General features: G+C 64.7%; 8 protein-coding genes. 5 read left to right on the forward strand and 3 right to left on the reverse strand.

Features of this window, described 5'->3' with window-relative positions; genetic code table 11:
• Window positions 1-65 precede the first annotated feature (65 nt).
• Window positions 66-2,159, forward strand: a complete 2,094-nt coding sequence (locus GOB94_RS03390; protein ID WP_182277508.1) for a S9 family peptidase — start codon at window positions 66-68, stop codon at window positions 2,157-2,159.
• Here the strand turns inward: GOB94_RS03390 and GOB94_RS03395 are convergent, their stop codons facing one another.
• The 3 genes from GOB94_RS03395 to GOB94_RS03405 form a co-directional block, all read right to left on the reverse strand.
• Window positions 2,160-4,064, reverse strand: a complete 1,905-nt coding sequence (locus GOB94_RS03395) for an ABC transporter ATP-binding protein (protein ID WP_182277509.1) — start codon at window positions 4,062-4,064, stop codon at window positions 2,160-2,162.
• A 60-nt stretch (window positions 4,065-4,124) separates the two neighbouring features.
• The gene (locus GOB94_RS03400; RefSeq protein ID WP_182277510.1) at window positions 4,125-4,496 is read right to left on the reverse strand and encodes a hypothetical protein; all 372 of its coding nucleotides are present in this window, start codon (window positions 4,494-4,496) and stop codon (window positions 4,125-4,127) included.
• Window positions 4,497-4,582: 86 nt separating this feature from the next.
• The gene (locus GOB94_RS03405) at window positions 4,583-5,485 is read right to left on the reverse strand and encodes an SCO family protein (protein ID WP_255484197.1); all 903 of its coding nucleotides are present in this window, start codon (window positions 5,483-5,485) and stop codon (window positions 4,583-4,585) included.
• Window positions 5,486-5,721: 236 nt separating this feature from the next.
• On the opposite strand from GOB94_RS03405, the gene GOB94_RS03410 reads away from it, so the two are divergent.
• Genes GOB94_RS03410 through GOB94_RS03425 form a run of 4 tightly spaced genes read left to right on the forward strand, consistent with a single transcriptional unit; the run spans window position 5,722 to window position 13,334 of the window.
• Window positions 5,722-6,783, forward strand: coding sequence for an MFS transporter (locus GOB94_RS03410; RefSeq protein WP_182277511.1), 1,062 nt, complete (start codon window positions 5,722-5,724; stop codon window positions 6,781-6,783).
• Window positions 6,738-6,950, forward strand: a complete 213-nt coding sequence (locus GOB94_RS03415; RefSeq protein WP_220464988.1) for a hypothetical protein — start codon at window positions 6,738-6,740, stop codon at window positions 6,948-6,950. The genes GOB94_RS03410 and GOB94_RS03415 overlap by 46 nt, the downstream gene beginning before the upstream one ends.
• A gap of 47 nt (window positions 6,951-6,997) precedes the next feature.
• Entirely contained in the window at window positions 6,998-9,715 is a 2,718-nt protein-coding gene (locus GOB94_RS03420; protein WP_182277513.1) for a PD-(D/E)XK nuclease family protein, read from the forward strand.
• The gene (locus GOB94_RS03425; RefSeq protein WP_182277514.1) at window positions 9,708-13,334 is read left to right on the forward strand and encodes a UvrD-helicase domain-containing protein; all 3,627 of its coding nucleotides are present in this window, start codon (window positions 9,708-9,710) and stop codon (window positions 13,332-13,334) included. Before GOB94_RS03420 ends, GOB94_RS03425 begins: the two co-directional genes overlap by 8 nt.
• The last annotated feature ends 1 nt before the right edge of the window (window position 13,335 follow it).

Below are 13,335 nucleotides of genomic sequence, written 5' to 3' on the forward strand. Positions count from 1 at the left end.
CCTGAACACCGCAAGCGTTGCACGGCGCGGGCAAGGCAAACTGTATCCTGTTACACGGAGCCTTGATGAAACCAACAACGCTGACCCCGCCGATCGCTGAACGAGAGCCAAGCACCCTGCCCATTCACAACACCGCACTGCACGACGACTACGCGTGGCTGCGCGAAAAGGGCGCTCCACGTGTGACCGCCTACCTGGAGGCCGAGAACGCCTACACTGCCGCGATGATGGACGGCACAGAGGCGCTGCAGCAGACGCTGTACGACGAGATTCTCTCGCACATCAAGGAAGACGATGTGTCGGTTCCCTACCGCGACGGCGCATGGGAGTACCTGACGCGCACCGACAAGGGCAAGCAGTACGCGCGCTACCTCCGCAAGGCTGCAGATGTGCCCGACGCGTCTGAGATCATCATCCTCGACGTAAACCAACTGGCAGAAGGACAGCCGTTCATGAGCGTAGGCGCGCTGGGCATCAGCCCGGACGGACGCCTGCTCGCCTACACCACCGACAACACCGGCTTCCGCCAGTACACGCTGCACGTGCGCGACCTCGAAACCGGTGTGGACCTTGCCGACACCGCCGAGCGCGTCGGCTCCATCGCATGGGCAGCCGACTCGAAGACGCTCTTCTACACGACCGAAGACGAGCAGACAAAACGCCAGGACCGCGCGTTTCGGCTGGAGCTAGGCAGCTCACCCGTCGAGGTGTTTCACGAACAGGACGAGCGCTTCAACCTCGGCGTTGGCCGCACGCGCGACCGCGAGTATATCCTGCTCGACATCGGCAGCCACACCACGAGCGAGACCTGGTATATGCCATCCGCGAATGCCCGGCTCGACCAGTTCCGGCTCTTCGCGCCGCGCATCGACGACGAAGAGTACGACATTGACCATCGCAATGGCTCGTGGTTCATCCGCACCAACCACGAGGCCGAACAGTTTCGTCTGATGGTTGTGCCGCATGGCCTTGAAGACGGCGAAGGCCGGGAGTTTTGGCTGGAGGTTCTACCCGAGGTCCCGGCCTCTCCGCTTGAGGACTTTGATCTCTTCCAAAACTTTCTTGTCGCCAGCTACCGCGAACGCGGCCTGCCAGTGCTGCGAGTGTATGACTTCAACAGCCGCGACCTGCTTGAAAATCCTCGTGACATCGCCTTCCCGGACCCAGCCTACGAGGCCGGCTCCGAGATCAACCGCGACTTCAACGCGACGACCTTCCGCTATGGCTATCAGTCGCTCGTGCGGCCCGGTTCGGTCTATCGCTACGATGTCGCTACCGGCGAGTCCACGCTGCTGAAGCAGCAGGAGGTGCCCGGCGGCTTCGATGTAGCGAACTACGCTGCCGAGCGCCTGTGGTTCGCCACGCACGACGGCACACAGGTGCCGGTGTCGCTCGTCTATCGTAAGGACAAGTTTGCGAAGGATGCGAAGTCACCACTCTACGTCTATGGCTACGGTAGCTACGGTTATCCGCTGCCGCTCGGCTTCAGCGCGTCGCGCCTTGCGCTGCTCGACCGCGGCGTCGTCGTGGCCTTCGCGCACATCCGCGGCGGTGGTGAGCTTGGTGACCCGTGGCACGATGCCGGCAAGATGATGGTGAAGCGCAACACGTTTACCGACTTCATCGAAGCCACCGAGTTCCTGCTGCACGAAGGCTACGGCGACCCCAAACGCGTCGCCATCGAAGGCGGCAGCGCGGGCGGCCTGCTGATGGGCGCCGTCGTAAACTTTGCCATCGAGCAGGGTAAGCCCGAGCTCTTCCATGTAGTGCTCTCGCACGTCCCGTTTGTCGACGTGATGAACACCATGCTCGACGCCTCGTTGCCGCTGACCGTGGCCGAATACGAAGAGTGGGGCAACCCTAACGAGGCTGACGCTTTTGCTTACATGCGCAGCTACTCACCGTATGACAACCTGCAGCGCGCGCCCTATCCGGCCATGCTGGTGAAGACGAGCCTCAACGACTCGCAGGTGATGTACTGGGAGCCCGCGAAGTATGTGGCGAAGCTGCGCACGTTGAAGACCAACGACACACCGCTGCTGCTGCACATCAACATGGACGCAGGCCACGGCGGCGCCAGCGGCCGCTATGACTACCTGAAGGAGATCGCCTTCGACGATGCGTTTCTGCTGCGCGAGCTCGGCGTGGAGAAGGTCTAGCTACTCCGGCACGGTCTCGGGGATGACATCACCCTCGCCCGGCGCGAGGAAGAGGTTCGTCTCCAGCCCGTGCTGGCGTGTGTAGAGGTCGTAGTACCGGCCGCCGAGTTTGTAGAGCTCCTCATGCGTTCCGCGCTCGACGATCTCGCCCACCTCAACCACCAGGATCTGATCGGCCTTGCGGATAGTTGAGAGCCGGTGTGCGATGACGAACGTCGTGCGCCCCTGCATCAGGAAGTTGAGACCATGCTGAATCATGGCCTCGGACTCGGAGTCGAGTGAGCTCGTCGCTTCATCCAGGATCAGGATGCGCGGGTCGGCAAGGATCGCACGTGCGATAGAAAGCCGCTGCCGCTGCCCGCCCGAGAGCTTTACACCGCGCTCGCCGACGATCGTCTCGTAGCCCTCGGGAAAGCGGTTGGCAAACTCGTCCACGCGCGCGATGCGGCAGGCGTTGTCGAACTGCTCGCTGCTCGCCTCGGGGTTCGAGAAGAGAATGTTCTCGCGGATGGTGCCGTCGAAGAGAAATGTCTCCTGCAGCACCACGCCCAACTGGCTGCGATAACTCGAGAGCTTCACCGTCGCAAGATCGTGGCCATCGACGAGTACAGCGCCACTCTGGGCGGTATGGAAGCCGCATATGAGGCTGATGATCGTCGATTTGCCGGAGCCGCTGGAGCCGACCAGCGCAGTCACTGTACCCGGCTTCGCATCGAAGCTCACGCCGCGCAACACAGGCTTGTCTTCTACATACGAGAAGCCAACATCAACGAACTGCACATCGCCAGCCACCGTGCTGAGCATCAGCTTGCGGTCGGGGCCGGCGTCCTCCTGCAACTCGGCGAGGATCTCGCGCGTGCGGTCGAGACCAGCCACAGCCTCGGTCAACTGCGTGCCCACGTTCACCAGCTGCATCACCGGTGCGATCATAAAGCCGTTGAACATGACATAGCTCATGAACTGGCCGGCAGTCAGTGGATTATGCACACGCACGGCCTGATGGGCGCCGATGTACATGATCATCGCGCTCACCACTCCCAGCACCACCGTGCCCGCAAGGCCCATCAGCGACTGCGCCGTGAGCGAGCTGATTACGTTGGCAAGCAGCCGGTCCACGCCTGCCGCAAACACACGCGACTCGCTCTCCTCGGCGTGATACCCCTTGACGACACGCACGCCGCCCAGCGACTCGGTCAAGCGCCCCGTCACCTCAGCATTGATCTTCGAACGCTCACGGAAGATCGGCCGGATCGTCTTGAACGCCTGCTGCATGATGATGCCAAACACCAGCAGGAAACCAAACGTCAGCAAAGTCATCGTCACGCTGATGTGCAGCAGCCACACAAACGCAAACACCGCCGTCAGGATGCCACCCACAAAATCCACAATGCCAGTGCCGACGATGTTGCGAATGCCTTCGACGTCCGACATGATGCGCGCCACCAGCGTACCCGTGCGGTTCTCGTCATAGAACGACACAGACAGCCGCCCGATGTGCGCCTGCACCTGCTTGCGAAGGTCAGTAATGAGCCGCTGGCCCGACTTGGAAAGCAGTTGAGTCAGCGCATAGGAAGTCGCCGCCGAGATCAGCGTTGCACCCAATGCCGCGCCGACGATCATGGGCAGCAGCCGCAGATCGTGCTTCGTCATCACCTTGTCGATGAACGGCGCAAACAGCGCGGGCACCACCAGGCCGGCGGCGCGGCCGATCGCCATCAGCACAAACGCAAAGCCCAGCAGCCCCAGCCGGGGCATCACCAGTACCTTGATCTCAGGCCAGACCTGTTTGAAGCTTGGCTGCTTCCTCTTCGCGGTCAACTCCGCGGAAGCGGCACGGCTGCCGCGCGCCGGGCGGTCTACCGGGCGCATACCACCGTTCATTCCTGGGCTTCCAAAGCTAGCCATTCGCGTCCAATCTATCCTTGCTCTGTCCTTCCCGAAGGATACGCATCGGGAAGGGTCTGTCTACGGTACTCTCGTTCTCCGCGCGTTGATGAAGCTGCGCACACACATCGCCACGAACACCAGGCACACCAGCGCAACGACCGCTCGCTCATCGAAGGCAATGGGGTTCTCCGACACCGTCCCGCGCAACAGGGTCAGACCCGCACGGATGCCGGTAATCAGAAAGCCAATCAGGCCGAGGGTCACGGCGATGTGCATCCACAGCATCCGCCGCTTCGCATTCTCCGTGTTGGCCAGCACCCCGCAAAGCAGCAAAATCACACCGACCCCGGCCGGATGAAGCGCCGCGGACTCTGCCCTGCCCATCGCAAACCAGAAGCCAAGACTTACCGCCACCAGCAATACGCCAAAACCGATCGTCAACTTCGCCAAACGAGCCTCCTAAGAACCTTAACGCGTGTGAATACCAAATATTGTAGTGGCCGCCGATAACAGGCGGCCAATCTGAATGGCAGCATTTACGCCGCAGCAGCCTTGATCTTCGCCAAAACTTCAGCCGGACTCCAATCATTCGTAGGCCAGAAGGCCACCACCTTGCCGTCTCTGCCGATGACGACGGTCGAAAGCGAGTGCTGCAGCGTTCCGTTCTCCCCCGGGGTCACGCCCACATCGAACCACTGCTCCACCTTCGGCAGTTCCGCAGCGGGGGGCACAGCGAACTCCCAGTGCTGAAACGTCTCCTTCACATAGCGGCCCGTGTAGGCCTCGCCGTAGCTCTTGAGCACCTTGGGCGTGTCATAAGTCGGATCGAAGCTCACGCTCAGCAGATGCGTCTTGGCATACAGCGCAGGGTCCGCTGCCAGCGCCTTGTCGATCTGCGCGAAGTTATGGCTCATACGCGGACAGTAGTCGGCCAGCGGGCAGCGCGTGTAGATGAAGGTCAGCGCTACCACCTTGCCGCGATACTGCTTCAAGTCGATCGCGCGGCCCGACTGGTTCAGCAGCTTGAAGCTCGGCACCTCATCGCCCGCTGCGGGCAGGTGGTACTGCACCGTCGGCTTGATGTTGATGTTGGCCTCGCCGACGACGACGATGTCCTTCAGCCGCAGGTTCTCCGCGCCGGCAGCGTCCTCATCCACCAGCAGCGTTGCGGCGATCTTGTCGCCCGGATGCAACTCGCTCAACGCAGCGGGATCGGTGACGGCGTAGTTCATCGTCATCGGCGTCATAAAGCCAGGAATGTCTTCGTTAGTGAAGCTGACATCATTGCCCTTGGTGTCCACGCCCATCACCGTGCCACGCACCGGATACTGCTTCGTCGCTGTAGCCGAAGCGCTCCCGGACGGCTTGCTGTGGCAGCCCACCATCGCTGCAAGACCGGCAACCATCACCACTGCGAAAAGCCAACTGCGAGTATGCACCGCTGTCTCCTTGTCTCGAATTCTTCGCTCTCTTTCATGATAGTCCTCGCCGCCTCGCAGACGGCGACGCACCATAGAGCTGCGTGGTAGCATCAACCCCGTATTGTTGAGCGCTTCGAAGGAGCAGACCTGGCTGCACAAGCAGGCTGCCACTGTAGGCAGTGCGCTGGCCGTAGCGAACTACTTCGCAACGCGTTCCGCGAAGAGCCATCGCTCCAACAATATCGGATGCACCTATGGCCAGCGGCACGACACCAACACGCCCCATCGACCACAACACCTTCGGCCCGGCCATCGTTCTGCTCGGCGTCGGTATGCTGCTCACCGGCCTTGGAACCGCCTTCCTTGGCCCTGTGCTTCCGCTGCTCGCCTCGCAGTGGCACATTACCGACCAGCAGAGTGGCCTGCTCATCACCGCAAAGTTCGTTGGCGCGTTTCTCGGCGGTATGTCCGTGCATCGCCTGGTGCGGTTCGGCGTCCTCGGCGGCTACCTCCTCGCAGGCATTGGCTTCGCCGTGTTTGCGATGGGCCACGGCATGGCCTTCGGCATCGTCGGCCTCTTCGTCAGCGGCTACGGCGTCGGCCTCGGCATCACGGCCACTAACATCCTCATCGGCCGCCGCTACACCACGCACACCGGCGCAGCACTCTCCACGCTGAACTTCTTCTGGAGCCTGGGTGCAGTCCTCTGCGGCTTCCTCGCTGCATTACTGCTGCCGCGCTTTGGACTGCACGGCCCCATGCTCTCCTTCGGCGGCCTGTTCCTGCTCACAGCGCTCGCAGGCATCCTCTTCAGCACGCACCGCGAAGGCCCAAAACTGCCGGTGGGCGTAGTGATACCTGCTGCCGCGCCGTCGCTGCCTCTGCCCCGCCTCATCTATCTGCACTTCTGCTCAATGCTCTTCCTCTATGGCGGCCTTGAGACCTGCATCTCGGCATGGCTCACCACCTACAGCCTTCGCATCGGCGGCATTCATCTGCTCGAAGGGCAATCCGCTGTCGTCCTCTTCTGGACGGCTCTCACCGCTGGCCGTGTGCTCGGCTCCGGGGCCATGCGTGCGTTTTCCGAGACGGCAGTCCAGCGCGTCGGCCTCACGCTTTCGGCGCTGCTTATCCTCGGCGTCGCCACCACCAGCAACAACATCATGCTGAGTGTCTACTGTGTCCTGCTCGGCCTCGGCCTCGCACCGTTCTTCCCTCCACCTTCGCCATCCTTATCCGCCGCCGCCCCAACTCGCACCAGGCAGGCACCGTGCTCGCCGTCTCGGGTCTCGGCGCTGCGATCTTCCCGTGGATGATGGGCTACATCTCCACCCACTCCGGCTCGCTGCGCATGGCGATGGTCGTTCCCGGCGCGCTGGCGCTGCTGCTGTTGCTGCTCAGCCTGCTCCCCATGGCGCCCGTCGTCGAAGCCGCCCCTGCCCTTGATGACCAGCCCGCCGAGCTGCAGCCGGCTATTCGCTAAATCTCCACAACCTCGCCTCCCCGCTCCGGGTATTACAGTCAGAACGAATGGAACTTACCGCCACGCGCGATGCCCTGCTTGACCTGCTCGAAGCCGGCGAGCTACTCCTGCTGCTCAACGCGCACGCTGCCCGCGAACTCCGCGCCGCCTATGACGCACGCCAGCGCACCCGCGGTCTCGCCGCCTGGCAGCCCGCACGCGCCATCAGCTGGCAGCAGTGGACCAGCAGCCTCCATGCCGAGTTGATCCTCAGCGGCGCAGAAACCCGGCTTCTCCTCAACGCCGCACAGGAGCATACTCTGTGGCGCGAGATCATCGCCGGCGACCCGCCACCCGACGCTCTCAGCTCGCTCGACTCCCTTGCTGATCTCGCCAGCTCAGCCTACGCGCTCGCCACCGCATGGAACGCCACCACACGCCTCCGCGGCACGGCCACCAGCGACGACACACGCATCTTCGCCCGCTGGGCTGAGGCCTTCAACACCCGCTGCCAGCGCGACCGTTGCCTGCCCGCAGCAGCCCTCGACTCCGCGCTCACGCACACCGCTGCGCTCGCCGCGCCGCCCATGCTGCGCATGGTCGCCTTCCCCAGCCTAACGCCCTCGCAGCAACAATTCGTCGACACACTCGCCAAACGCGGCACAGAGATCATCCGGCTGCAGGCAGTCGCCGCCAGCCCTGTCATCAGTCATCAATCGCTGGTCTGCGCTACACCGCACGATGAGCTAACCAGCGCGGCCAACTGGCTGCGTCACGCACTCGAATCTACCGACAGCCCACAGCGCATCGCCGTCCTCATCCCCGGCCTCGAAGCCGAACGCACGGCCTTCGAAACCATCCTGCGCGAGACGCTCGCCCCAGAACTCGACGCTATCGGCACCGACCTCTCCTCGACGCCATGGGAGTTCTCCAGCGGAGAGCCGCTCGCCTCCATAGCCCTCATCGCCGACGCGCTCGACCTCGTTCGCTGGGCGCTCAACCCGCTACCGCAGTCGCGCATCAGCGCCCTTCTGCTCTCGCCCTACCTCAACCCCGGCGTCGAACGCGAACACGCCGCGCAACTTGACCACCTGCTGCGACGCAAGGAGCGCCGCCTCCGTCCCGAGCTATCGCTCGACGCCTTCCTCCGTCTGCTCGACAAGCACGACGCGCCACTCACATGGCCTCGCCAGCTCGCCATCGAGCTCCAGCGCGCAGGAGACATCGCACGCCCACGCACCTACGCCGCCTGGATGGAGTTCGCCCGCAACCTTGTACAGGCCACAGGTTGGCCGTCGTCGCAGACGCGCCCGCTCAACGCCACCGAGTTCGAAGCCACCCGCTCCTGGGACAGTGCGCTCGACAGCATCGCCACGCTCGACTTCTCCGGCCAGCGCACCACCTTCTCCAACGCGCTCGCCGCTCTCGAACGCCAACTGCAGGCCACCAGCTTTCAACCGCCAGCCACGCACGCCGCCGTGCAGATCATGCGCCCGGAGCAGGCCGAAGCCGGCCTCTTCGACGCGGTACTCTACCTCCACGCCACCGACCAGAACCTGCCCGCACCCGAGCGCCCACATCCGCTGCTCGCACTCGCATTGCAGAGCCAGCTCCACATGCCCGGAACAGACTCGGTCGACACCACCAGCCGCGCTCGAACATTCCTCGCCAACCTGCTGCAGAGCACGCCCACCGCTCTCTTCACCTATGCATACGAGGATGAGAACGGCGCTCTGCGGCCCTCGCCGCTGCTCGCAGACGCTGGCCTGACACCGGCACCTGAACCGCCGCTCGCAGCACCTCTAGCAGCTACCGTCCCCTGCGAATCCGTCGCCGACGACGCGCCTCTGCCACCATTGCCATCGTCCGAGATCCACGGCGGCGCACGCGTCCTCCAACTGCAGGCCGCCTGCGGCTTCCGCGCCTTCGCCGAGCTGCGCCTCGGCACAGCCGAACCCGAGAGCCCCGACATCGGCTTCGACGCCCGCGACAGCGGCAACCTCGTTCACCGCGTGCTGCAGTTTCTCTGGGCGCCACTCGGCGACGAGAAAAAGACACACGCTTCGCTCACCGCGATGAGCGAAGCCGAGCGCCGTGCACAGCTCGAACGCTGCATCGACAGCGCCCTTCGCGACATCAGCTCGACACCGGAAGCGCAGTGGGACGCAGCCTATCTCTCCGTCATCCGTGAACGGCTGCTCTCCGTAATGACGCAGTGGCTGCAGCAGGAGCTGCAACGCGCGCCCTTTACCGTGCTCGACGTAGAACGCAAAGAGCGGATCACAGTCGGCCCGCTCGAGCTCGAAGTCCGCCTCGACCGCCTCGACCAGATCGCAAGCGTCGACGAGGGCGGCAACGCCTGCTTCGCGAACATCCTTGTCGACTACAAGACCGGCGGCAGCGCCAACCCAAAGCAGTGGGACCCGCCACGCCCCGAAGAGCCACAGCTTCCGCTCTACACGCTGCTCTTCGGCGAAGAGGCACCGCAGCGCGTCAAGGGCATCGCCTTCGCCAAGATCATCGCGGGCGAAAACATGCGCTGGCACGGCCTGCAGGCCGAGGCAGGGCACCTCCCCGGCCACAAGGTCACCGACCTGCCGCAGCGCATCAGCGAGTGGCACGACGAGCTCGACCGCCTCGCACATGCCTTCGCCAGCGGCGAGGCCGACGTGGCTCCCAAGGACTATCCAAAGACCTGCGAGCACTGCTCTCTGCAGCTCCTCTGTCGTGTCGGCGAGCTGCATCTGGCCGACATCGGCGACGCCGCGGAGGACAACGATGAGTAACGTCGTCCTCTTCCCCGGCACACAATCACCCCCGCTCTCTGACGATGCCGCCCGCGAACAGGCGCTCGACATCCGCGCCTCCTGCATCGTCGAAGCTCCCGCAGGCTCCGGCAAAACCGGCCTGCTGGTGCAGCGCTTCCTCAAGCTGCTCGCTGACGACAGTGTCGACGCGCCGGAAGAGGTCCTCGCCGTCACCTTCACGCGCAAGGCCACGGGCGAGCTCCGCGAGCGCGTCCTGCAACAACTCGCCGCAGCTCAAGCCGCCATACCGCTCGCTGCCGATGCACCTACCTTCGCGCGCAACACACGCGAGTTCGCCCTCGCCGTCCTCGAACGTAGCCAGCAGCGCAACTGGCAGCTCCTTGAGCAGCCCACCCGCCTCAACATCCAGACCTTCGACGCCGTCGGCATGCAGATCGCCAACGCGCTGCCCATCCTCGCCGGTGGCGGTGGCCCACGCAGCCCCTTGGAAGACGCGCGTTCCCTCCACCGCCTTGCCGCACGCCACACGCTGCTTGAGCTCGGCGGCACGGACACCGCACTGAACGACGCGCTGCGCATCGTCCTCCTCCATCGCGACGGCAACCTCAACGACTGCGAGACGCTCATCGCGGAGATGCTCTCAAAACGCGAGCAGTGGGGCGAACTCGTCCCGCTCTCACGCTCGCTCACTAACACCGAACTCGACACCGAAGTCCGCCCACGTCTTGAGCGCAGCCTGCAAGCCATCGTCAACGCAGGCCTGCAGCGCGCCGAAGCAGCGCTGCCCGCCGGCGAGCTTGCCTACCTCGCCAACTTCGCGCGCCAATTCGCCACGCTCCCCGGCTACAACGACGCTCCTTCGCCCGTCGCAGCCTGCGTGAACAAGCCGCATCCACCCGCGCCTATCGTGGACGACCTCGATCACTGGCGCACCCTCATCCGTCTCGTGCTCAAGGAGAGCGATGGCGGCTGGCGCAAGAGCCTCGCCATCAACTCTCTCGGCTTCAAGCCGCCCAAGCCCGCGCTTGACGATCTCAAGCAGCACATCGCCGCCATGCAGTCGGAGCCGCTGCGCGCGGCGCTCGAAAACGTCCTCACGCTCCCACCGCCGACATACCCCGACGACCAGTGGCGCATCGCCAAGGCCCTCTTCCTCGTCCTTCGCCGCGCACTCGCCGAGCTCAAGCTGCTCTTCGCCTCGCGCGGCGAGTGCGACTTCACCGAGCTAGCCCTCGCCGCGCGCCAAGTGCTCCGCTCAGACTCCACGGCCTCCGATCTCGCGCTCTCCGCCGGCGGCCGCCTGCGCCATCTCCTCATCGACGAGATGCAGGACACCTCCGCCGGTCAGTACGAACTCGTCGAACTGCTCACCCGCTCCTGGGACGGCGCCACGCAAACCCTCTTCCTCGTCGGCGACCCCAAGCAGTCCATCTACCTCTTCCGCGCCGCCAGCGTCGAGCGCTTCCTCCGCACCATGGCCACGAAGCACCTCGGCGAGATCGCCCTCACGCCGCTTCGTCTCACCGCCAACTTCCGCTCGCAGGCCGCACTCGTTGAAGGCCCCGGCGCCTTCAACGACGCCTTCTCACGCCTCTTTCTCCCGCCCGGCGCTCCGATGACGGAGGCCATGGACGTCCCCTTCGTCGCCGCCACCGCCAGCCGCCCGCGCACGATCGAACCCGCTGTCGTCTGGCACACAGAACTACTTGCCGCAGACGACAGCACGCACGCAGAACATGAGGCCCACAGCATTCGCCACCTCATCGAGCAGCGCCTCTCACGGCCATTACCTGAAGGCCGCGCGAAGCCCTGGCGCATCGCCGTCCTCGGCCACGGCCGCCGACACCTGCAGGCCGTCGTCGCCGAGCTCAAGACCGATCGCGGCAACGGGCCGCTTCCCTTCAAGGCCATCAACCTTGACTCGCTCGAAGACCGCCCGGAGGTCCTCGACACGCTCGCGCTCACCCGCGCGCTGCTGCACCCCGCCGACCGCATCGCATGGCTCGCCGTGCTGCGCGCGCCGTGGTGTGGCCTCGACCGTGCCGACCTCCTCACACTCACCGGCGACAGTGTCCACGACGACAGCACTGTCGCGTCGCTCGTAGCCGCTCATGGAGACCGCCTCTCCACCACCGGTCAACGCCTTCTAGCTCGCGCCTGGACCGTCCTCCAAGCCGCTATCGACACCCTCGGCCAGACCTCGCTCGCCCTCCACGTCGAGCGCACCTGGCGCTCCCTCGGCGGCGACCGCATCCTCAGCGCAGAGTCGCAGCGCAACGTCCTGCGCTACCTCGCCCTGCTCCACGAGCTCGAGGCCGAAGGCGGCCGCGTCGATCTCGACGTCCTTACCGCACGTCTGCGCGAGCTCTACGCGGAGCCGCTGGCAGGAGACGCACAGATCGAACTCCTCACCATCCACAAGGCTAAGGGCCTCGAATGGGACATGGTCCTCGTCCCCGGCCTCGAGCGCGGCAGCGGCAACACGCGCACGCCGCTGCTCAACTGGCTTGAGTTCGATCTGCCCGCTCCGCATGACGAAGCTGCCGTCATCCTTGCGCCGATCGCCAGCAAAGGCACCTCCGCCGACAGGCTCAGCACCTGGCTCAACCAGCTCCGCAGCCAGCGCGAGCTCGCTGAACGCAAGCGCCTCTTCTACGTCGCCTCCACCCGCGCACAGGAGGAGCTGCATCTCTTCGCCGCCGTCGGAACTACCTCATCCGGCAACCTCGCCTCAGCGCACCACACGAGCCTGCTCAAGGCCTGCTGGCCCGCCGCCGAGCCGCACTTCGCCGCACAGCTCAACGGTCTCGCCTCCGTCACCCCTGACACTGAAGTGTCATCTCGACCAGAGTCCGCGGTTTTTGCGGACGTAGCGGAGAGACCTGCATCTGGTCTCGCCCTCGCAGCCTCGGTCGAGCAAGACACTGCAGCCACAACGCAGTACCTCAGCCGTCTGCCGCTCACCTTCGACCCCGCCGCCCGCTTCCGCGAAGCCGCAACCCATCGCCTCGACTACCCCGCCGCCACCACGCTTCCACAGGCCCGTACCTTCGACCGGCCCGAGGGCTCCTTCGGCGTCCGCGCCTTCGGCAACGTCGTCCACCGCTATCTGCAGTTGCTCGCCGATCGTCTCACCCACACCGCTTCCATTACCCTCGCCTCCGAGCTCACCAACTGGCTCCCGCGCCTCGAAGCCAGCCTGCGCAGCGAAGGCCTTCCCCCGCGCGACGCCACTCAGCAGGCCGCTCGCGCGCTCGAAGCCCTCACCCGCACCCTAGCCGACCCCACCGGCCTATGGCTGCTCTCGCCGCATCCACAGGCCGCCAGCGAAGGCGCCCTTACCGTTGCCGGTGCCACAGGCCTCCGTGTCGACCGCACCTTCCTCGCCGGACCCGAGCCGCTCTCCACCAGCGACAACACCATCTGGATCGTCGACTTCAAGACCACCGACCAGGGCTCACTCACCGACGCCGCCTTCGACGCCCTCCAACGCAACCGCTACAGCGCGCAACTCGAAGCCTACGCTCATATTCGCAGCCAACTCCCCGATGGCAACCGCCCTATCCAGCTGGGTCTCTACTTTCCCCTCGCGGCAAGACTTATCCACTGGGATTCAATCTTTCGTCATACCCGCTAAC

The sequence above is a fragment of the Granulicella sp. 5B5 genome (assembly GCF_014083945.1).
In the GTDB taxonomy this organism is placed as follows: Bacteria; Acidobacteriota; Terriglobia; order Terriglobales; family Acidobacteriaceae; genus Granulicella.

Coding starts and splice junctions, on each gene's coding strand:
- GOB94_RS03390 (WP_182277508.1), top strand. CDS start 66: ATGAAACCAACAACGCTGACCCCGCCGATCGCTGAACGAGAGCCAAGC.
- GOB94_RS03395 (WP_182277509.1), bottom strand. CDS start 4,064: ATGGCTAGCTTTGGAAGCCCAGGAATGAACGGTGGTATGCGCCCGGTA.
- GOB94_RS03410 (WP_182277511.1), top strand. CDS start 5,722: ATGGCCAGCGGCACGACACCAACACGCCCCATCGACCACAACACCTTC.
- GOB94_RS03420 (WP_182277513.1), top strand. CDS start 6,998: ATGGAACTTACCGCCACGCGCGATGCCCTGCTTGACCTGCTCGAAGCC.
- GOB94_RS03425 (WP_182277514.1), top strand. CDS start 9,708: ATGAGTAACGTCGTCCTCTTCCCCGGCACACAATCACCCCCGCTCTCT.